The following is a 20,833-nucleotide window of genomic DNA, read 5'->3' on the forward strand; positions in this document are numbered from 1 at the left end:
ACGTTGGCTTATTCAATATGTGCTCATTTAATACTTCCTAATTTAAAGTTACAGTTGTTAGCCTGAATGCACGCTCACAAAAATCCAACTAACAAGGCAAGAGATTTTCTGTCTTAAGCTAAAAATAAATCAAACTCAAAAAAAACGATATGTCTCATCAATAAAGCAAAATAATCGATATAAAGCGTTATGCTACTGTGCGTTAGCTGAAAACTAGGTGATTGATATTGAAATGAACATAAAAACCTTCCATGGATTGACACTTGCATACATATTTTTTGCTTTGTTGTTTTTTTCTTCATTTTCGAATGCCAAACCTAATGACATTTATAATGTTGTTGGTTACTTTAATGAGGACTTAAATGCGCCTTATAATACTAGAGATATATATGGCTCAGTGATAAGGTATTATATACCGCCCGAAATTAATAACGTTCAAATCACAGTCGATGATATAACTGTACATGTTAATCTTGAAGATGAAATTTTAAGTGCAATAAATGAATGGGCACATGAGTCTAATGGGCTTCGTTTCGAAAGAATTCTTTCAAGTGAAGGGCAGAATGGATATATTAGATTTGGAATCACTACAAACGCAAATACTTACGGCAATACTGTTTTTAATTCACTGAGTGAAATTGATGGTTCGATTAGTCGAGTCAATCTTGAGCCGCGAGGATTCACCAGACAAATACCAAATTTATATTCAGGCCTTCGTAATGTAAATGCGATTTCATCAGCCACTGATATTACTGAACTGGTTCGAATGATGGTTAATTTGACTTTGCGTCACGAAATTGGACATGCACTGGGATTGGCGCATCATGACGAAAATGGTGTACACGTTGGTCCCAATGAAATTGGTAGACTGATAGTTATGTGCGGACTTAGTGCTTCGAGGCCATCAATTATGCTAAGTGGAAGGTCTGGAAATTATTTGCGTATCCTTTCTGAACATTTGCATCGACCAGTAACTATTAGTGACATTGCTATATCAAGAAATGATTTACAAGGTGCTGGACGGATGTTTGAATCACATTCAAGAAGGCATGTTCTTTCTTTGGCGTGCGCTGCAGCATTTATGTCACTGCGTGGTTCAGAGTTATAAATTAAAATTATCATGAGAACACTTAATATGGAACAAAACAATCAGATCCGAGGAAATAAAATGTCTTACTTTAAAATGTCACTTTTAACCATTATTCTTTTGTCATTTAAATCTTTTGCCGATTATAATGATGGCTTTGCTGAAAGAGTAAATATTGAAGGGTTTATATCTGGAGTGCTTGAAGGGACCTCGTATTATTGTGTTAAATACAAGGTTCAAGAGAGTGATAGTTCGTATAGTACTGCATGTGGACTCAAAGATTTTGGTGTTGCAAAGAATGCTTTCCCTCAACTTTTCAGCGTTGCGAGAAGTGCATATCTTATAGATAGCCCTGTTTCCCTTTATTTGAAAAGAAATATGTTTGGGAGTCAAAACTTAAAATCAATAGTTAACTCCAACAATAGTAATGTTGATGAAATTATGAGTATTTATTTTCCAACTGAATGAATTAACTAATTGTCAATTTTTAGTGAAACTGAAGGTAAGGAAAGTAAATCCTTACCTTCACCTTAATGATTTGGAAAATTTAAGTTCCAAATAGTACTTCGAAACGATCGCGAGATTCATCGGTGTTAATAGAAGATCCGGTTACCTTAATAACAGTTATGACACCGTCAGGGGTGTTTAGTAGTCAGAGCAATATGGAATATAGGGAAAGCACACATTCAACTCCAATCCAAGATCCATCGATTATCATCTGAGTGATTAAGCAACACATCAAAAATTTGGATTTAACACATATGCTCCCTTCTCACGTCAATAAGCAATTGCACTCTATTGACTGTACCAGCAGCCAATACCCCCATCTAACTTCCCCCTTGAAAAGGGGGAAGGACAAAAAGCCAGTCCGCTAACTTTTCAAGTCTCTAGTCTCTAGTCTCTAGTCTCCAGTCTATAGTCTCTAGCCCCAAACAACTCGTTTCGAAAGCTTCACCTGAAGGCTTTTAGAACCTGTTATGAAAAAGGGCTTTCGTTCCATTTTTGTACGGTAGTTCAATGACAAGCTGAACAGCACCTTTCTAAAAGTACACTTTTGAGTTTACTTTAATTAATAGATTAGTATGATATGCGTCACATTATAATGCGCTGCAATTTTGACCCGTTTCGGTAACAAAATGCAGTAATAGCCTACGCACGTGTTACTTCAAGCCAACACGTTTGCGAAGCTCCGATCAGGACACTTTTGGTATATGTCTTTAGCAACCCGTCTTCTCGCAACTGGCCTTTTGCTGTGCTCAACAACAAGCTGGGCGAGTTCATTTTCGCTGCCTATCTGGAAAGAGGAGGCGGAATCCCGTGGCTATGTGTTGCCGAAACCAATCGGTTTGAACCTCAGTTATATGAGCATGGAGCAGGGTATCGCGGTCGATTCAATCGCGTTTGACGGGCTGGCTTACAAGACAGATCCAAGCTGGCTGTTCCCTAATGGTCTGAACATTCCTATCGCTCAGGACATGATTGATATCAGCGCTGCGCCGGGTCGCCAGAAAAGTGAAGTGCTTTCACTGCGCGCAGATGTGTGGATTTTCCCGTTCCTGAATGTGTACGGCATGGTGGGTAAGCTGACCGGATATTCAGAAACAGATGTCACCATCGACGGCATCCGTATCTCAGATAAAATTTACCTCGAAAACCCAAACCCTGAAGCGATCCCGTTCCGTCTGGATCTGGATGGCAACCTCTATGGCGGTGGTTTTGTGCTGGCAGGCGGCTATGGCAACTGGTTTGGTCTGGTTGATGCGAGCTACACCCAAACAGAACTGACCGTGGTTGACGGTGCGATCGACGCCATTGTGGTGTCTCCCCGTGTCGGTTACGACTTTACCAAGAAGGGACTGCCGCTTCGTCTGTGGGCTGGCGCAATGTATCAGGATGTTGAGCAATCGCTCTCTGGCAGCTTGTCCTCGCTGGATTTGCCTGCTGGCCTGTCGGGGCTGCTTGGTAGCGTGAACAAAGATAACGAAGGCCGTTTTAACGTTGAACAACGTTTAACCACGCCCTGGAACCCTATCGTCGGCATGCAGTACCAAATTTCACCGAACCTTTATCTGCTCGGCGAAGTGGGCTTGGGCGATCGTCAGAGCCTGTTCTTAACCGTTGATATGCGCTACTGAGGGGTTCGATGAAAGCCATAACTTCATTGCCTCTGCTGGTGATGTTGCCGACCGCCGTGTTAGCGCAGGAACAAGAGCAGGATTGGATTGACAACCTGCTGACCGAGCTTGGCTCAAGCGAAACCATCAATGTCGAAGACGGTATTGACTGGGGCGTATTACCTGGGCCGTTTGTGAACCCTGAGCAAGGTTTTGGCTTTGGTGTGGCGGCGGTGGGTCTTTATGCGCCGTCAGATTGGGTGGAAACAACCCCCTATTCCACGGTGGCGGTGAAATCCTATGTGTCGACGTCAGGCTCTTATGGCCTTGGCGTTGAAAACCGTACCTACCTGAAAGGCGATACCCTGCGTTTCCTTGCCGATGGCTGGATCAGCCATGCCCCCGGTTATTACTGGGGTGTGGGTAGGGATGCGGCTGAAAACAGCAACAACAAAACCAAGCAACAGGCGCAGATTTTGCGCGTTACGCCAAAAGTCTCCTACCAGTTCCTGCCGGAAACCTATGCCACGATCGGTTGGGATTTCCAGCGCTATACGGATCAGGAATCGGATGGTCCACTGCTGATGGGCGCAGCGCTTGAGGATTCAATCAGCAGTGCTGCTGTGCTCGCGCTGGAATATGACAGCCGGGATTTTGAACCTAATCCGGAATCGGGTCGCCTGCTGAGTATGGAATGGGCGTCGTACCGTGAGGCATTTGGTTCGGACAACAATTACGACCGCGTCACCCTGAATTACCGCGAGTACCAACGCCTGTCGCCGGACAGCATTCTGGCATGGGATGTTTATGGTCAGGGCGTGACCGGCGATGTGCCTTGGTATGCCTATTCCGAGCTTGGCAGCGACAAACGGATGCGTGGTTATTACATCGGCCAGTACCGCGATAACTACCAGCTTTCAGCGCAGGTTGAATGGCGACATCAGTTCAATGCCCGGCATGGCATGGTGACCTGGGTCGGCGCAGGCAATGTGGCCTCCGACGTGGATGGTCTGTTTGACCGCAGCTGGTTGCCCACCGCCGGCATCGGTTATCGGTTTGCGTTCAAGCCGCGCATTAACGTCCGCTTTGATTTCGGTATCGGGAAAGACAGCAGCGGATTCTATTTCCACATTAACGAAGCATTTTAAAACCCCATGAGCAAAAGAGTGATCAGATACAGCCGCGTCTGTCACGCGGTGTTAGGCAGCGCCCTCCTTGCTGTCAGCCATCTTGCATTGGCCGACGCGCCGGTAGGTGTGCGTCCTTGTTGTGCCTTTGGCAAGGATTTGAAAGCGCAGGTCGGGAATGTCCCTGTGCCGTTCTTTTCGGTCGGAAACGTATTGGCTGCTGATGAGATTGGCAACCATATCTATAACGATGGCTCCCAAGGGGTTTCCCGAAGTTTGCTGGGGTTGGGTGATGAGCATAACGGGCTTATTTTCACGACCCAGGGCGGCTTTATTGATACCGCGCATGTGCGGGATACGGCAGACTTCACCTATTACCTGTTTGGGGAAATCCGCCAAAAGCTCGGTACGGACGCGGTTATCACCCTGCCGAACGAACTTCGTCAGCGCGCGATTGTGTTGAAGAAAAACACCAAGCCGGAAAATGTCGCGCAAGCGGATTTACTGGCGCTCGATATCGCGGGAGTGATGGCATTCCGATTGGCGCAGTGGCATGAAATAGCGCAGTGGTTTGGCATGGAATCGGTGTCCGGATTTAAAGAGTTCGCTTCGGCGTTTTCGCCGGAAGATCTCTATTCGAATATGCTGGGCGCGACACTGGCGATGGAAGTCTTGCGCCTGCAACCGGATATGGATGTGAAAGCCTTTGGCCGTGAAATGGACAGGGTAACCCAGCGCGCACTGAAAGCCTTGGGGGCGGTGTCAGCCAGTGAAACCACAACACGTATTGATGCGCTTGATGGCAAATGGTGGGACAGCAGCAAGCGCCTGCCGGATAAATGGGTGCTGCGTAAACGTGATTACGATTTGTCCATGTCGCTGTCTCCGAATGGCGTTGCAGATGGCACGATGCTGCAGTTGTCTGAGGATCTGCATGATGGCGAAAAGGTATCGGATTGGGCACAGTTTGAATTGCGTAAAACAAGCCTGGATGGCGCGTTTGCGCCGTTGCCGGCAGCGATGAAAGCAATGAACGTGTGGACACCTGAGCAGTTCCAGCGCATTGCGGATGTCGCAAAGTCTAATGATGCTGCTGCACTGAAAAATCAGTGAAAACAGGGAATAACAGATAACCGAAGGGCGCCGCTTGGCGCCCTTTTTGTGTTTTAATCTGCAGATTTTTGTTGCCGGGACTAAAACAGCAGAATGCTGCCCCAGGTAACAACGACCAGCATTAAAGCCATAAATACGGCAGCAGAGCCGATGTCTTTTGCGCGGCCACTCAGTTCATGGCGTTCAGGGCCAATACGGTCGACCACGGCTTCAATCGCCGAGTTAACAAGCTCCACAATCACCACCACAAACAGGGTTGCAATCATCAGCAGTTGTTCAAGGTGTGTCACTGGCAAAAAGAAAGAGATGGTTGTCATTACCACCAGCAGTACCGCTTCCTGACGGAAAGCGGCTTCATTGCGCCATGCAGCTTTAAGCCCTTGAAAGGAATAGCCGGTTGCATCCACGATGCGTTTCAGCCCAGTGGCATTGGGTTTCATGTTCTTGTTCTCGCCGGTGTCATTGATTAATCAGGTCGCATATTGTGAGGCTTAACGTCATAAATTTCTATGTTTTAGAGAGGCTTTCTCCGTTGTGACCGGTTGTTTTTTCAGTCTATTGACTGCCTGCCAGTGGGGCGAATTTGAACCTGCCTCCGAACGCTTCATTTTTATGCCTGACAACTGTCTGCTGCTTTTCTCTCAATTAAGTACTATTTCACCTATTTTCCTGACCTTGGAGCGCACATCAGCATCAGATTCGACGAGTATTGATAAAACGCTCCCCGAAAAGGAATACGATGATGGTGACACAAGGTAAACGATGGATATTGTGGTGCTTTGCGCTGATGTTTGCAGCGTCAAGTCAGGCGGCGGTTTCTGATAAATCCCTGAATGAATTGCTCTCTGCCTCAGGTGTCGAGCAAATGGTGAACGAGTTTCCGCAAACCGTAAAACTGGGGCTGGTGGAAGCATTTAAACAGCAGCCGGATACGTCCCAAAAAGAAGTGGATGACATGATCCGTGCGATGGATGAAACCATCGTGCCGGAGCAAATTATTGCTGAAATCAAGCAATCCCTGTCCGAAAAGCTTAGCGACGCTGAGGTTTCAAGTCTGCTGGCTTGGTATCGCTCACCTCTTGGCCGCGCTTTTACCGAAGCGGAATCCAACAGCAGTACGGAAGAAGCCTTCGCGGCCATGTCTCAGGAAGCTCCGGCATTGTTAAAGCGTAAAGCGCTGATGGATCAGGTTGGACAGATTGAAACCTTGATGGATTTGACCACCCTAACTGTAGACTTCTTCGAGAAAGTACAGCTCGCGGTGTTTGCCGGTTTGATGTCTGTAATGGAGCCGCAAGCCCCGGTAGGGCTGGAAGTGATGCAAAAAGAGCTCGATGCGGTGCGCAAACAGTCTGAAGCCAATGTTGAGCAGATGATGAAAGTGTCGCTGGCGTATGCCTATAAGGATTTCACGCCGGAGGAAATGGATAAGTACATTGCCTTCCTCTCAACGCCGGAAGCGAAAAAGTTCAACCTGACAGCCACACAAAGCATGTTCAACAGCCTGGAAAAAAGCTTTCATAACTGGGCGAAGAAAATGGGCGCTGACGTCGACGAGGTCTAGCCTTGGGAGCGTTGTGCACAAAAAAGCGCTGCCTCGTGCAGCGCTTTTGTTTTCCTACCTCGGCGTGGGCTTATGCGCGAATTACTGCGCAAAGTTGTCGCGGAAGTAGTCGATGATATCGTCCGACTCATACATCCATTCCACCGAACCATCTTCATGGTCAATACGCAGGCAAGGCACCATGCTGCGGCCGCCACCGTTGATCAGTGCCTGTCGTGCCTCCGGATCCCTAACGGTATCGACCATTTCAATTTTAAGCTGCATGGCTTGCAGCGCTGAGCGCACCTTCACGCAAAACGGGCAGTATGGGCTTTGGTACAGGCTGTGTGCACTTAGTGGTGGCATGGCATATTCCTTACAACATCAAATGAAATAGACACCCACTCCACCGCAATTGAGGTTCTGGATAGGGCGCCGGAATGTTACCAGAAAGTGTACGGCCGTTAATCCTGTTTCATCGATAGCGTGAGCGAATAGCGGTAAAACGAATCGTCCAGCAGATATTCCGGGTGCACGCTCGGGCTCCATGAATCATCGCCGCCCACGCCCATGTGGTAGCCGTCGATACGCAAATACAGGTAATCGTCTGCCTCCAACTCATGCTGGTGGCGGGCATTTTTGAGTGAATCCTGGCTGTAGCGGCTGACAGAAAAATGGAACAGGCCTTCAATACGCAGGTTGTCGATATCCAGCTGGCGCACATCGCAGCGCAGGCCGTTTTCGGTCGGGAAGATATACGGCGTGTGCATATCTTCGATGCTGGCAATGTAGCGGCTAACCATGGCTGAGGCTTTGCGATCCGGGTAGTTTTCATGGGGGCCGCGGCCAAACCAGCAGATACAGTCGGTATCGGGGATCACCAGTTCCATCCCAATGCGCGGCAATGCGGGCATGTCCTGCGCCACGTGCACGTTTACGGTCAAGTCGATAGTGCCGTCCAAATCCACTTCGTAGCGCCAGAGGGTGCTGATCACCATGGTGCCGCCAATGAAATAGCCATGGTGAGAGCGGATCTGCACCGTATCTGAAAGCACGTCGACGGTATTGAACAAGTTTTCATGGCGCAGCTCGTACAGTCCGGCGTTTTGCCATTTGGTGAACCAGGCATTGGGGTCGGGCTTGTCTGCTTCGCTGGCGCCGATATCGTTGTCGATGGGCGGGCGGACAAAATTATCGGTCGGTGCACACAGCAGTTGCTCTTCGCCATTGATCAGCCAGTGCACCAGATGGCCGCTCTGCTTATCAAAACCCAGCTCAAAGGTGTCACCGCGGATAGTCCAGAGATCTGGCTCTTCCAACACCTCTGGCAACCTGTCCGGTGCCACAGCCGGCGCGGTAAGCGCTCGGTACACCGGCAGCGTCAGTTGCGACCAGCCAATTACCGTTCCGGCCGGTGCCCAGTCTTCGTCCTTGGCGAGCACCACTTCAAGGTTGAGGAAGTATTCCGCGTTGTGTTTGGGGTAGGGCATGGCACTCATCAGTTTGCACTGGGTTTCACGGCCAAGGTGCAATGACAGCGGCTCCTCGCCACTGGCTTCCTGTTTACCGTTGCCCTGCACTGACCAGCGAAGGGTGAGGTGCTGCGGTGGATGGAACAGGTATTCGTGTCTTACGGTGACCATCAGCGGGTACGTGCCATCCAGCGTGTAGTGGAAGCGCTGTTGATGGTATTTGGCTTCAAAAGCTGCCGGGTGCGGCGTTCTGTCTGGAAACATCAGGCCATTGATGCAGAATTGGCGATCGTTGGGGGTATCGCCGAAATCACCGCCATATCCCCAGACTTTGCCTGCGTCGCTGTCGTAGAGCAGCCCCTGATCGACCCAGTCCCAAATGAAGCCGCCTTGCAATCTGGGATAACGGCGGAACGCCTGCCAGTATTTATCGAAACTGCCAAGGCTGTTACCCATGGCGTGGGCGTATTCGCACAGGATCAAAGGGCGGTTTTCATTGGGCAGACCAATCCATTTGGACAATGCCCATTTGGGCAGCGCCAGTTCTTCCTGATCCTGCTCAACGCGGGCGTACATCGGGCAAATAATGTCGGTGGCGGCAGTGTCTGCTCCACCCCCTTCGTATTGCACCGGACGTGAAGGGTCGCGCAGCTTGAGCCATTGGTACATGGCGTGATGGTTACTGCCAATGCCGGATTCATTGCCGAGCGACCAGATAATCACGCAGGGGTGGTTTTTATCCCGCTCGTACATGCCGGTGACGCGCTCCATATAAGCGGTGAGCCACTGGTTATCGTCCGAGAGTTGGCACATAGGCACCAGCCCGTGGGTTTCAATGTTGGCTTCGTCGACCACATACAGGCCAAGGCGGTCGCACAGGTTGTAAAACGCCGGATGGTTCGGATAGTGCGCGTTTCTCACGGCATTGAAATTGAATTGCTTAATCAGTTTCAAATCATGCTCTATGGCGCTGACAGATTGGGCATAGCCATGACGGGGGTCGAACTCATGGCGGTTCACACCGCGGATCAAGGCGGGCTTTTCATTGATGCGCAGTATGCCATCCTGAATAGAAACCTGACGGAAGCCGGTGTTACACGCTTCGATGTCCAGTATTTCACCGTTGTCGTCGAGCAGGGTAAGCACCAGACGGTAAAGGTGCGGTTTTTCGTCACTCCAAATCGTCGGGTTCAGGATTTTGATGGTGTGCGTGTGCCGGTTTTTCCAGCTGCCACGCTCGTCCACCGGCCGGGTATTGGACTGGGCGAACATTTCGCCGCTGATGTCCTGACCGTCCTCAAAAAGCTGGGCCACGAGTTGAGTGCCGTCTTCGCCACTGGTGCGGGTTGTGACCGTGAGAATACCCAGCTGGTGATGGGAGTCGAGACTGGCGCGGACACTGAAATCTTCAATCGCACTGTGGGGTTTGTGGCACAGGGTGACATCGCGGAAGATCCCGCTGAGCCACCACATATCCTGATCTTCAAGATAACTGCCGTCACTCCAGCGCAGTACAACAGCGGTGAGCTGGTTTTCACCCAGCGAGATAAACGAAGAAAGGTCAAACTCTGCCGGTAACCGGCTGTCCTGGCTGTAGCCGACAAAATGGCCGTTACACCACAGGTAAAATGCAGCGCTGACCCCGTCAAAACAGATGCGTGTGTAGCCGCGTTGCCACACGTCAGAAATATTGAAAGTCGTCCGGTATACCCCAGTCGGGTTGTGTGAAGGCACCTTGGGCGGTGTCGGTTCAAAGGGGTACTGGATATTGGTGTAGATAGGGTTGTCGTCGGTATCTTGCAGTTGCCAGTTGGATGGAACAGCGATGTTTTGCCAGCTGTCATCGTTGAACTCTTTGCACACTACTTCGGAAGGCACTTCCTCCGGTTTTTGATAGATAGCGAACCTCCACAACCCGTTCAGGAAAATACGGTTGCGTGAAACAGGAATGGCGTTGTCGGCATCGTCCAACGCGGCTTCAACGCTGGGATAAGAGGCAAGCGGGCAATGGGCTGGAAGACGGTTTAACTGCGTGACCGAAGGGTCTTCCCAATGACGTTGACGGATCAGTGCTGCGTATCGTGTCATGTTGCTTGTCTCTTCTGGTGTGTGAACCGGGCCATGACTAGGTGGATCTGGCTATTAGAAAACAGCGAAATAGCAAGTCAGGTACAAAGACATCAACATGGCGTTTTATGGTTTACCCGAAACACACGGTGCCCTTGAAAGGGTATGCCGTTGTCGGGGTGTGATACTGGAAAGTTTAGACCAAATTGGTTTTCTACAAAGCGGCGCTTTCGGTGAAAGGTGATTCTTTGACGCAGGCATTCAGTTGTTTCAAAGAGAAAAATCAGTTGTCTGTGGCCGGAGAAGAAACGGAGTCGCGCAACACCAGGCTGGGCTTGTAGTTGCTGTCCAAGGCGGGGGCGGGTTGGTTGTCGGCAAGCGATATCGCGAGGGTAGCGGCTTTGGCAGCCATCTCTTCAATCGGGTAACGAACCGTCGTCAGTTTAGGGTACATGTAGCGGGCAATGGCACTGTTATCGAACCCGACAACAGAGACCTCTTGCGGAACATGGATTTTGCGCTCAGTGAGCAGGGAAACTGCGCCGGCTGCCATTACATCGTTGTAGCAAAACACGGCGGTGACAGACGGCATCTTTTCAAGCAGCGAAGCCATAGCCAGCTCACCGCCGGTTTCATCCGGAATGCCTTGCGCCGCGCAGCGCGTTTCGTCCGTACCGGATTCGCACAGCAGACCGTGGGCTTTCAGGGCATCATGAAAGCCATGATATCGCTGCTCGGTATCTTCAATGCCGTGGTTGGAACCCAGATATCCTATGTGTTTATGCCCTTTGCCAATCAGGTGTTCGGTAGCGAGATACGCGCCGTGGTAGTTATCAAGATAAATGCAGCGACCTGCCAGACCGGGAATATGGCGGTTGATAAACACCACGGCGCTGTGTTCTTCCGCGTACTTTCTCAGGGTGTCATCATCCAGTGCTTTGCTGTGGATGATGAGCGATCCCACCTGATTCTGGATCAGGGATTCGATGGTCTGTTTTTCCCGCTCGGCGTTGTGATAACCATTGCCAATCAAGACGTGATAGCCCTGAGCGTGGGCAATGGTATCGACATGCTTAACCAGAGTGCCGAAAAAGGGGTCGGCAACGTCAGCCACCACCACGCCAATGGCGCGGTTCTTTTTGGTGACCAAGGTGCGAGCGGCGGCGTTGGGGCGGTAACCGAGCTGTTGCATGGTTTTCTTCACCAGCGCCACGGTATCGGGACGGGTCTGTGGCGACCCGTTGATCACCCGCGAGACAGTGGCTACCGATACCCCGGCAACACGCGCAACATCCTTGATGGTCGCCATATTAAGCGACCTCAGCGTCCGTCAACTCGCGTGCTGTCAGTGCCTGCTCGTTGCTGTCGAACACGTGCACATCATCCGGTGAGCAGTAGAGAGCAACGTGCTGGAAGGCTTTAACCGCGTTGTCACCGGGAATGTGCACCTTGAAACCGTCTACACCGGCATATTGGCCGAACAGGTAGGTACTGTTGCCCAGGCGTTCAACCACTTCACTGTGGAAAGAAAAGTTGAATCCGGCACCTTCACCAATGCCAATGTGCTCAGGGCGGATCCCCACAGTGACGGATTCGCCTTCGTTGACCGGGCGGATCAGGGAAACGGTCAGCGTTTGGCCGTCCGGCATCTCAAGTTGGGCATCGTTGCCATTGCAGGCAGCTACCCGCGCAGGGACAAAGTTCATCTTCGGCGAGCCGATAAAGCCCGCAACGAAGAGATTGGCGGGGTTATGGTAAAGCGCCAGCGGTGAACCGACCTGTTCAACGTTCCCGTCACGGAGTACCACGATCTTGTCCGCCAACGTCATGGCTTCGACTTGATCATGGGTGACGTAAATCATGGTGTTCTTTAGCTCCTGGTGGAGCTTGGCAATTTGCAGGCGCATCTCAACACGAAGCTCTGCGTCGAGGTTGGAGAGTGGTTCGTCGAACAAAAACACCTTTGGATCGCGCACAATCGCGCGGCCGATTGCCACACGTTGGCGCTGGCCGCCCGACAACGCTTTGGGCTTTCTGTCCAGTAGGGCATCAAGTTGCAGCGTTTTCGCAGCGCGGCTGACCTGTGCGTCAATAACGTCCTTGGCGACGCCGGTCATCTTCAGCCCAAAACCCATGTTTTCGCGCACTGTCATGTGCGGGTAGAGGGCGTAAGACTGGAACACCATGGCAACACCGCGATCGGCAGGGTCGACATCGGTGACGTTATTCCCATCAATGTGCACCGTGCCTTCTGTCAGGGTTTCCAACCCGGCGATCAAACGGAGCAGTGTCGACTTCCCGCAACCGGATGGCCCAACGAAAACCACAAACTCGCCGCTCGAAATGTCCAAGTCAATACCGTGAATGGTTTCCACTTTGCCAAAGCGCTTCACCACTTTGTTGAGCGTAATATCTGCCATGCCTACTCCTTGTTTACCCTGTGACCTGAATCCTTGGTTCTCTGGTCATCTGAATATATGCAATCCGTTTCTATGACGTTTTCGCAAATCGTTGCGTGCGTCACCCTTTTATCAAAATAGTCCCTTTTTTGCGCTATGGAAACGTTTACATTGCATGAATTGTGAACTAGTTTTAATTCCAAGATAATTATTCGTTACATTTTTATAACTTTTAGTCTGGGTTGCATATCAGGAAAACGGTGCAGCCTTTTCCATCGACAAAAGGGTGTATTATGGCCGGAACTGCCTCAATCACTTCTTCAGCGCCGCCGAGAAAACGGAGCCAACTCTATGTTGCCCCGTGGTTGTTTTTGGCGCCCGCTATCATCATTTTCAGCGTGTATGTGCTTTACCCGATCGGCCAGAGTGTCTGGCTGAGTTTCTTTTCCTGGGATGGTCTGGGAGAGAAAACCTGGGTCGGGTTGGATAACTATGCCGAGCTGTTTGATTCTGATGCCTTCTTTACCTCGTTGAAAAACAACCTGCTGTGGCTGGTTCTTTTCATGCTGGCTCCGCCGATTGGCCTGTTAATCGCCTTGTTCCTGAACCAGCAGGTGGCGGGGATCCGGTTAATCAAAGCGCTGTTTTTCTTCCCGTTCGTGATTTCCCAAGTGGTCGTCGGTCTGGTGTTCGCGTGGTTTTATGACCCCTCGTTTGGCCTGCTGACTGAATTTATGACCGCACTGGGTTTTAAGCCGGTTTCGATCCTGGCGGATGAAAAGCTGGTGACCTACGGCATTATCGCCGCCGGTCTCTGGCCGCAGATCGCCTACTGCATGATTTTGTATCTCACCGGCCTCAATAACCTCGACCCGGAGCAGCTGGAAGCGGCGCGTCTTGACGGTGCAAAAGGCTGGCGCATGCTTTGGTATGTGGTGGTGCCGCAACTCAAACCCGCCACCTTTATTGCGGTGGTGGTCACGGTGATTGGCGCACTGCGTTCGTTTGATTTGGTGGCGACCATGACGGCGGGCGGCCCTTGGGGCAGCTCCACCGTGTTGGCGTACCTGATGTATGAAGAGTCCATCTTTAATTACCGCATGGGCTACGGCGCGGCGGTTGCCGTGGTGTTGTTCCTTATCATGGATATCTATATCGCCTGGTTCCTGTGGCGCATGCTGAGAGGAGAGCGCTGATGTTTCCCCGTCCTATTGAACAGCGTGGCCCGGTTGCCAATGTCACCTACCGCTTCGCGCTCTATATTGCAGTTGCACTTTGGCTGATCCCGCTCGCGGCGGTGATCATGACTTCTGTGCGCTCCATTGCCGACATCAATGCCGGTAATTACTGGGGGATGCCGGATGAATTGCAGTTGGTGGAAAACTATACCCAGGTGTTTGTTGCGACCCCTATGGGGCGTTACCTGCTCAACAGCCTGCTGATTTGTCTGCCTGCCGTTGCTGGGGCTGTCGCCCTTTCCACACTGGCTGGCTATGCGCTGGCGAAATACCGTTTCCGCGCCAACATCTGGCTGTTTGCCCTTTTTATCGGTGGAAACTTTGTGCCTTTCCAAATCCTGATGATCCCGGTGCGTGACCTGACTATCAGCTTCGGGCTTTACGACACCCACTGGGCACTGATCTTTTTCCATATCGCCTTCCAGGCAGGGTTCTGCACCCTGTTTATGCGCAACTTTATTGTCGGCATTCCAGATGCCTTGATTGAAGCGGCGCGGGTTGAAGGGGTCAGCGAATGGCGCATTTTCTGGTTTGTGGTGTTGCCATTGGTAAGGCCCGCACTGGCAGCGCTGTCGGTATTGGTCTTTACCTTTATCTGGAACGATTTCTTCTGGGCGCTGGTGCTGGTGCAAAGCGATGAAGTCCGTCCGGTGACGGCGGGGCTGAATGCGTTGCAAGGGCAGTGGCTGGCGTCATGGCAATACATGTCGGCAGGGGCGGTGGTCGCCGCGCTGCCGCCGGTGGCACTGTTTTTCACCATGCAGCGCCACTTTATCGCCGGGCTGACGCTTGGCGCGACCAAAGGTTAAAACACAGCGAGTTAGGACAAAAAGCAAGACACACAGGGTCTGTCTGATAACGACGAAAAAGGATGAATACTATGAGAACGCTTGCGAAAAAAGGCATAGGTATTTTGGGCAGTCTGCTACTGATGCTCAGTGGCTCTGCGTTGGCGGGTACCTTGGTGATCAACTCGGATGCGTCAGATCCGGCACCGAAAAAAGCGTGGGCAGAGGTGATTGAGAAGTTCGAGGAAACCTATCCGGATATTGAGGTGAAGTACAACCTCTACGATCACGAAGCCTACAAAACCACCATCCGTAACTGGCTGGTGACTTCGCCACCGGATGTGGTGTTCTGGTATGCCGGTAACCGCATGAAAACCTTTGTTGACCGTGGCCTGTTCGAAGACGTGAGCGATATCTGGCAGGCCAATGGCATGGATAAAAGCTTTGCCAGTGCCATGCCGGCAATGTCGGTGAAAGGCAAACAATACGGTGTGCCCTATACCTATTACCAATGGGGTATTTACTACCGCAAAGATCTGTTCGACAAGTACGGTATTCCTGTGCCGAAAACCTGGGAAGATCTGGTTGCTGCGTCGAAAACGCTGAAAGAAAACGGCGTGACGCCTTTCACCATCGGTACCAAATACCTCTGGACGGCCGCAGGCTGGTTCGACTACCTCAACATGCGCATCAACGGTCTGGATTTTCATATCGACCTGATGGACGGCAAAATCCCGTATACCGACCCGCGCGTAAAAGCCGTGTTTGAGAAATGGAATGAACTGGTTGAGCCAGGTTACTACCTCGACAACCACGCCTCCTATTCCTGGCAGGAAGCGCAACCATTCCTCTACAACGGCGACGCTGCCATGTATCTGATGGGTAATTTCCTTGCCGCTAACTTTACCGATCAAGTGCGTCCAAACATGGGTTTCTTCCAATTCCCGGTGATCGACCCGAATGTGCCAATGGCGGAAGATGCGCCCATGGATACGATTCACATTCCGGCCAAAGCAAAAAACAAGGAAGACGCACGTAAGTTCCTGGAGTTTGTTGCCCGTCCTGAAATCCAGACCATGATCAACGAGGCGATGCTGCAAATCCCGACCAACAACCAGGCAAAACCGAAAGATGATGAGTTCCTGAATGCCGGTGTGGTGATGTTGGGTGAAGCGGCGGGTACTGCGCAGTTTTATGACCGCGATACCGATCCGGCCATGGCGAAAGAAGGCATGAAGGGCTTCCAGCAATACATGGTACACCCTGACCGCATTGACAAAATTCTCGAAAATCTTGAGAAGACCCGTCAACGTACCTTTAAGCAATAACTGATAAATATCAGTCTATTATCGAAGCAAGCAAGCGCTGTTGGTACGGCGCTTGCTTGTTTTTTATACGGCAAATAATCAGCCAGCAAACAAGAGTTGTACTAAATTTAAGATTCTACTGTTAGACAGGCTGACGATAACAGGATCCGCAAATGGCAAACCTCATCAACACCAGTTATTCGACCAACATGTACCTCAACGCGCGCCAGCGCGAGAAAGAGGACGCGCAGAATGATATGCGCAAGGATGACATGATGAGAACCGGTGCCTCCTCGCCAGCAGAAGAGCGTAATGAGCGTGTCGATAACCGCCGCGAAGATGCGATGGAAGCTGACAAAATGCAGGAAGAAGCGGCACAACGAGGTGACTATCGCGGCCTGATTGACCGTGTGGCAGAGCGCGAGGCCAAAATGGCCAAGTTTTCGGCCTATACCCAAGGTCAGCAGCAGCTTCTGAAAGCGGTGGAAAATACCATTCAGCCCAACGGCGACCGCAGTTACGATTTTAAGGTCTGACAGCAATAACCCGATAAAACACAGTTTTCAACGAAAAGGGCACGGCAATCCGTGCCCTTTTTTCGCCACTATATTCCGTGACATTGCCATCTTTCACCCGCTGGTTTGCAAGTTTGTTTCGCTTTAATCGTTCCTATAGAAACCTATAGAGGACGAGAAAATGCGAAACACCCAAATCCAACACCCAACCCGCTTTTCTTTCGGTATTCCAACCTGGCTTTGGCCGGTGCTGATCAGCATGGTATGGGTTATTCAGCTTGCGTCGGCGTAATGCGTCGCCAGCGTTTGAGCGGCTCAGGAATACCGAAAACACGCAGGTTTCCGGCAAGCACTAACAGAACGCCGAGCGCAGATTGCCATGTCCAGATATACCCTTCAAACAGCGTAGATAGGGAAAGCGCGACCAGTGGAAACAACACGGTGCAGTATGCGGCTTTGGCAGCCCCGATACGGCCGACAAGCGCCAGATAGGTATTGAACCCAATCACAGAGCCGATGATAGCGAGATAGATCAGCGCAGACAGATATAGCGGCGTGGTGCTGAACGCCAATGAATGCCCCATCGCCAGTGCAATAGCGAACACATACAGGGCGCCATAGCCCATAGCCCAAGCCGTGGTTGGCAGTAAAGGCATCCCTTTTTGCTGGGCGCGGGCAGAGACCAGATTACCCATGGAAAAGAAATAAGTGCCGACAAAGGTGAGCCCAAGGCCAAGCAGCACGGTTGTGTCCATGGCCGCGTTGAGGAACTGGGCACCGAACAGGGTGACGACACCGGCAAAGCCCATCAGGGCTCCCTGGATAAAGGTACTGCTGGGACGGCGCTTTTCCAGCCACCAGAGGTTCAATGCATTAAAAATGGGGGCGAGCGAAAACACCACCGCATTCAGGCCGCTGGGCAGATACTGGGTCGCGGCATAGAAGCAGAGGAAGTTGTTTGAAAACAGGCAAAGGGCGAGCAGTATCGCCATTTTGTGGTTTTCACGGGAAAGGGTTGGCAGTTTGCCACGTAGCGCGAGCCATGCCAGCAGGAAAACAGATGCGAGGGCAAAACGCCATCCGACTGACACCACCACCGGCGTATCCCCCATCTGGTAGGCAATCGCGAGCCAGGTTGAGCCCCAAATAAATACGGTTATCACATACAAGAAGGCGTTCATGCCTGCATCTCCAACAAAACATCCCTGACCACAACATAACGGGAAACAGCGAAGGGTGGCTTTCATCTTCCTGCGATTTTTATAGATTCTTGCGCTTTTTTTGTTGAGCGCGTGTTAAAAGCCTGCGGGTGTCGATATATTGTCAGAAGCCATCAAGAGGGATTGAATACAACAGCGATGCAGGAAAGGGATAAACAAGGCGTTTACACCGTGTTGAAAAACAATACGGCGCAACTGAACAATGAAGTCTGGCTGGACAATGGCTTGGGCGCCGCTGTGTGGACAAACAGCCACGGCAGTGCCAGCTATGAAAAGCCTGGACACCATACCCTCAGCTTTTATCTCAACGGCGGGCAGAATACCAAACGTTGTATATCCGGCGGGGACATGTACGGCGGTGAAAACAAGCTGTGTTTAATGCCTCAGGATCACCGTTCGTCGTGGGCATTTGCAGACCCATTCAGTTTTTTCCATTTCTATTTTGAACAAAAACACCTTCAGGATTTTGCTGAGCAGGTGTTTGACAAAGAAGGCCGCCACATCGAACTCAAAGAGTGCACCTTTGTGGATGATCCCTTTGTTATCCAGCTTATCCGCCAAACCATGATGCAACTGGACTGGCGAAGCGATACCGACAAGTTGATGATGTCCCATGCCCAGCAAATGCTGTTGTTGCACCTTGTTCGGCGTTACTGTCAACAACCTTTGTTTTTCCCGCCAGTTAAAGGTGGCTTGTCTCCGCAAAACCAGCGCCGGGTTGCCGATTATATTGAAGCGCACCTGCCGCAAACCCTTTCACTGGGGGAGCTGGCGAACCTGGTTCAGCTCAGTGAATTTCACTTTGCGCGTATGTTTAAAGCCAGTTTTGACTGTACGCCGCACCAATATGTTCTCGCCCGCCGGATTGCGAAGGCAAAAGCCCTGCTTGAAGAAAATATCCTCACCCTGACTGATATCGCTGATGCCAGTGGCTTTTCTTCCCAACAACACCTGACAATGCAATTCAAACAAAGGGTTGGCGTGTCACCCGCTGCCTACCGCCGCGAACAGGGCAAGCCCTGAACTCTCCGAGCCATGCCTTTTTAAGTCATCAACCTGCCTGAATGCTCAACTTTGATACACAAAATGGTCGCGCCGACGCATAGATTGAAGAGTTAGCGACACCTTGCTAACCCCTGTTTCTGAATGAAAAAAGTGGCTGGCATGGTATCCGTTTTTGCGCGCAACAGGAGAGTATTCATGACATCTCAAAATCCCACGCCCGTAGACCTGTTTGTCATGGTCTCATGCGAAAGCGGCGCGATATGGGGCCTGTATTGTGACGATGGCTGGGTGATTTGTGATTCTGCCATTTACGAAGAAACCGACGTGATGCCGTTCTGGTCATCGCGGGAAGCCGCCGCTATCCATTGTGTTGATGAATGGTCAGATTTTGAACCTGTCGCCATCCCCCTTGAAACATTTATTGACCAGTGGCTGGTGGATCTCGCGGATGATGGCGTGCTGCTTGGCCCCGATTGGGGAATGGATTTAAGCGGGGAAGAGGTTGAAGCGGCTGATATTGCGAACAAATATCTGACCATCAGCGCCTGAACGGATGCCCTGAACCGCTCACTGTCAATCCAGCTGTACAAAATCACCTTTACACTTCACAAGGCTGTAGCACGAGGTGTTGCTTTGCCGATCTTTCTTACCGACTGCTATTCGTTATTCATGCTGTCACCGCGAGTGATGGCCGTGATGAATAGGCTTGGTAGGAGGAAACCAACATGGCACAGACAACAATCAATCCGATGGGAACTGACGGCTTTGAGTTTGTTGAGTACACAGCGCCGGATGCAAAAGGGATTGCACAGTTAAAAGCCCTGTTTTCGCTGATGGGTTTTGCAGAAATTGCCAAGCACAAACACAAAGCGGTATGGCTGTACCGCCAGGGGGATATCAACTTTATCGTCAATGGCGAGCTGGATTCGCAGGCGGAAGGTTTCGCCCGTGTGCACGGTGCGAGCGTAAACGCTATGGCGTTCCGGGTGAAAGACGCGCAACACGCTGTGGCTTATGCCGTCAAGCAGGGCGCGACAGCGTGCGAGCCACGTATTGGTCCCATGGAGCTGAACATTCCCGCCATTCACGGTATTGGGGATTCCTATCTCTACTTGGTTGACCGTTATGGCGACAGTGACATCTACGGCATTGATTTTGATTTCTATCCGGACTGGCAGGCGCGTTTGGCAGATTCAGACGCTGGTCTCAAGGTGATTGACCACCTTACCCACAACGTGGAAAAGGGCAACATGGACGTGTGGGCAGACTTCTATGACCGCATTGCCAATTTCAAGGAAATCCGCTTTTTCGACATAGAAGGCAAGTTGACCGGGCTGAAATCCCGCGCGCTGACTGCGCCTTGTGGAAAAATCCGTATTCCAATCAACGAGTCCAGTGATGATAAATCCCAAATCGCCGAATACCTCAAAGAGTACAACGGCGAGGGTATCCAGCATATTGCCCTTAGCACAGATGATATTTACCAAACGGTAGAAACGCTGAAAAAACGCGGAATGGGCTTTATGGATACGCCGGATACCTACTACGAGAAAGTGGATGCGCGTGTTGAAGGCCACGGTGAGGATGTCGCGAAGCTGCGTGACATGCGTATTCTTATCGACGGTAACGTCAGCAGTGGCATCCTGCTGCAGATCTTTACCGATACCGTGATTGGTCCTGTGTTCTTTGAAATCATCCAGCGTAAAGGCAATCAGGGCTTTGGCGAGGGGAATTTCCAGGCGCTGTTTGAGTCCATCGAGCTGGATCAGATCCGCCGTGGTGTACTGGACGCGGGATAATCGGAAAGTCACTAAAAACCAATCAGGCCGCGAGCGGCC

General features: G+C 51.1%; 19 protein-coding genes. 13 read left to right on the forward strand and 6 right to left on the reverse strand.

The features are described 5' to 3' along the window. The first annotated feature begins 217 nt into the window (after window positions 1-217). The 5 genes from KU854_RS04870 (at window position 218) to KU854_RS04890 (ending at window position 5,441) form a co-directional block, all read left to right on the forward strand. Window positions 218-1,108 carry a zinc metalloprotease gene (locus tag KU854_RS04870; protein WP_218357336.1) on the forward strand — a complete coding sequence of 297 codons (891 nt, stop codon included), beginning with the start codon at window positions 218-220 and terminating at the stop codon, window positions 1,106-1,108. A gap of 60 nt (window positions 1,109-1,168) precedes the next feature. After that, window positions 1,169-1,555: a subtilase family AB5 toxin binding subunit gene (locus KU854_RS04875; protein WP_218357337.1), complete on the forward strand. Its 387-nt coding sequence runs from the start codon at window positions 1,169-1,171 to the stop codon at window positions 1,553-1,555. Between the two features lie 743 nt (window positions 1,556-2,298). Beyond that, entirely contained in the window at window positions 2,299-3,222 is a 924-nt protein-coding gene (locus tag KU854_RS04880) for a TonB-dependent receptor (protein ID WP_218357338.1), read from the forward strand. 8 nt (window positions 3,223-3,230) lie between these two features. Further along, the gene (locus KU854_RS04885; RefSeq protein WP_218357339.1) at window positions 3,231-4,349 is read left to right on the forward strand and encodes a BamA/TamA family outer membrane protein; all 1,119 of its coding nucleotides are present in this window, start codon (window positions 3,231-3,233) and stop codon (window positions 4,347-4,349) included. 21 nt (window positions 4,350-4,370) lie between these two features. Then, a complete protein-coding gene (locus KU854_RS04890; RefSeq protein WP_418885839.1) occupies window positions 4,371-5,441 on the forward strand; it encodes a DUF4056 domain-containing protein in 1,071 nt (356 codons plus the stop codon). Window positions 5,442-5,521: 80 nt separating this feature from the next. Here the strand turns inward: KU854_RS04890 and KU854_RS04895 are convergent, their stop codons facing one another. Beyond that, window positions 5,522-5,881, reverse strand: a complete 360-nt coding sequence (locus KU854_RS04895) for a diacylglycerol kinase (RefSeq protein ID WP_218357341.1) — start codon at window positions 5,879-5,881, stop codon at window positions 5,522-5,524. A 299-nt stretch (window positions 5,882-6,180) separates the two neighbouring features. Between KU854_RS04895 and KU854_RS04900 the strand changes: the two genes are divergently transcribed. Next, complete coding sequence (locus tag KU854_RS04900; protein WP_218357342.1) at window positions 6,181-7,005, forward strand: DUF2059 domain-containing protein; 825 nt, start codon at window positions 6,181-6,183, stop codon at window positions 7,003-7,005. 81 nt (window positions 7,006-7,086) lie between these two features. Here KU854_RS04900 and KU854_RS04905 read toward each other — a convergent pair whose 3' ends face one another. The 4 genes from KU854_RS04905 to KU854_RS04920 all read right to left on the reverse strand — a co-directional run bounded on the left by KU854_RS04905 (window position 7,087) and on the right by KU854_RS04920 (window position 12,943). After that, the gene (locus KU854_RS04905; RefSeq protein ID WP_218357343.1) at window positions 7,087-7,350 is read right to left on the reverse strand and encodes a glutaredoxin family protein; all 264 of its coding nucleotides are present in this window, start codon (window positions 7,348-7,350) and stop codon (window positions 7,087-7,089) included. A 98-nt stretch (window positions 7,351-7,448) separates the two neighbouring features. Next, the gene (locus KU854_RS04910; protein WP_218357344.1) at window positions 7,449-10,544 is read right to left on the reverse strand and encodes a beta-galactosidase; all 3,096 of its coding nucleotides are present in this window, start codon (window positions 10,542-10,544) and stop codon (window positions 7,449-7,451) included. Between the two features lie 262 nt (window positions 10,545-10,806). Continuing rightward, the gene (locus KU854_RS04915; protein ID WP_218357345.1) at window positions 10,807-11,832 is read right to left on the reverse strand and encodes a substrate-binding domain-containing protein; all 1,026 of its coding nucleotides are present in this window, start codon (window positions 11,830-11,832) and stop codon (window positions 10,807-10,809) included. Between the two features lies 1 nt (window position 11,833). Continuing rightward, window positions 11,834-12,943 (reverse strand): ABC transporter ATP-binding protein, encoded by a 1,110-nt coding sequence (locus tag KU854_RS04920; RefSeq protein ID WP_218357346.1) that lies wholly within the window; start codon window positions 12,941-12,943, stop codon window positions 11,834-11,836. A 272-nt stretch (window positions 12,944-13,215) separates the two neighbouring features. Here KU854_RS04920 and KU854_RS04925 point away from each other — a divergent pair, with 272 nt between their 5' ends. From KU854_RS04925 to KU854_RS04940, 4 genes are all read left to right on the forward strand, one after another. Further along, on the forward strand, window positions 13,216-14,118 hold the full coding sequence (locus tag KU854_RS04925; RefSeq protein ID WP_218357347.1) for a carbohydrate ABC transporter permease: 903 nt from the start codon (window positions 13,216-13,218) through the stop codon (window positions 14,116-14,118). Then, window positions 14,118-14,969 carry a carbohydrate ABC transporter permease gene (locus KU854_RS04930; RefSeq protein WP_218357348.1) on the forward strand — a complete coding sequence of 284 codons (852 nt, stop codon included), beginning with the start codon at window positions 14,118-14,120 and terminating at the stop codon, window positions 14,967-14,969. Before KU854_RS04925 ends, KU854_RS04930 begins: the two co-directional genes overlap by 1 nt. Window positions 14,970-15,091: 122 nt before the next feature. Continuing rightward, on the forward strand, window positions 15,092-16,276 hold the full coding sequence (locus KU854_RS04935) for an ABC transporter substrate-binding protein (RefSeq protein ID WP_418885840.1): 1,185 nt from the start codon (window positions 15,092-15,094) through the stop codon (window positions 16,274-16,276). Between the two features lie 152 nt (window positions 16,277-16,428). Continuing rightward, window positions 16,429-16,791: a hypothetical protein gene (locus KU854_RS04940; protein WP_218357350.1), complete on the forward strand. Its 363-nt coding sequence runs from the start codon at window positions 16,429-16,431 to the stop codon at window positions 16,789-16,791. A 248-nt stretch (window positions 16,792-17,039) separates the two neighbouring features. Here the strand turns inward: KU854_RS04940 and KU854_RS04945 are convergent, their stop codons facing one another. Further along, on the reverse strand, window positions 17,040-17,951 hold the full coding sequence (locus KU854_RS04945; RefSeq protein WP_218357351.1) for a DMT family transporter: 912 nt from the start codon (window positions 17,949-17,951) through the stop codon (window positions 17,040-17,042). A 177-nt stretch (window positions 17,952-18,128) separates the two neighbouring features. Here KU854_RS04945 and KU854_RS04950 point away from each other — a divergent pair, with 177 nt between their 5' ends. The 3 genes from KU854_RS04950 to hppD all read left to right on the forward strand — a co-directional run bounded on the left by KU854_RS04950 (window position 18,129) and on the right by hppD (window position 20,794). Continuing rightward, the gene (locus KU854_RS04950; protein WP_218357540.1) at window positions 18,129-19,013 is read left to right on the forward strand and encodes a helix-turn-helix domain-containing protein; all 885 of its coding nucleotides are present in this window, start codon (window positions 18,129-18,131) and stop codon (window positions 19,011-19,013) included. 177 nt (window positions 19,014-19,190) lie between these two features. Next, window positions 19,191-19,544: a DUF2750 domain-containing protein gene (locus tag KU854_RS04955; protein ID WP_218357352.1), complete on the forward strand. Its 354-nt coding sequence runs from the start codon at window positions 19,191-19,193 to the stop codon at window positions 19,542-19,544. 176 nt (window positions 19,545-19,720) lie between these two features. Then, window positions 19,721-20,794 (forward strand): 4-hydroxyphenylpyruvate dioxygenase, encoded by a 1,074-nt coding sequence (gene hppD, locus KU854_RS04960; protein WP_218357353.1) that lies wholly within the window; start codon window positions 19,721-19,723, stop codon window positions 20,792-20,794. Window positions 20,795-20,833: the final 39 nt, after the last annotated feature.

The sequence above is a fragment of the Enterovibrio paralichthyis genome (assembly GCF_019209835.1).
In the GTDB taxonomy this organism is placed as follows: domain Bacteria; phylum Pseudomonadota; class Gammaproteobacteria; order Enterobacterales; family Vibrionaceae; genus Enterovibrio; species Enterovibrio paralichthyis.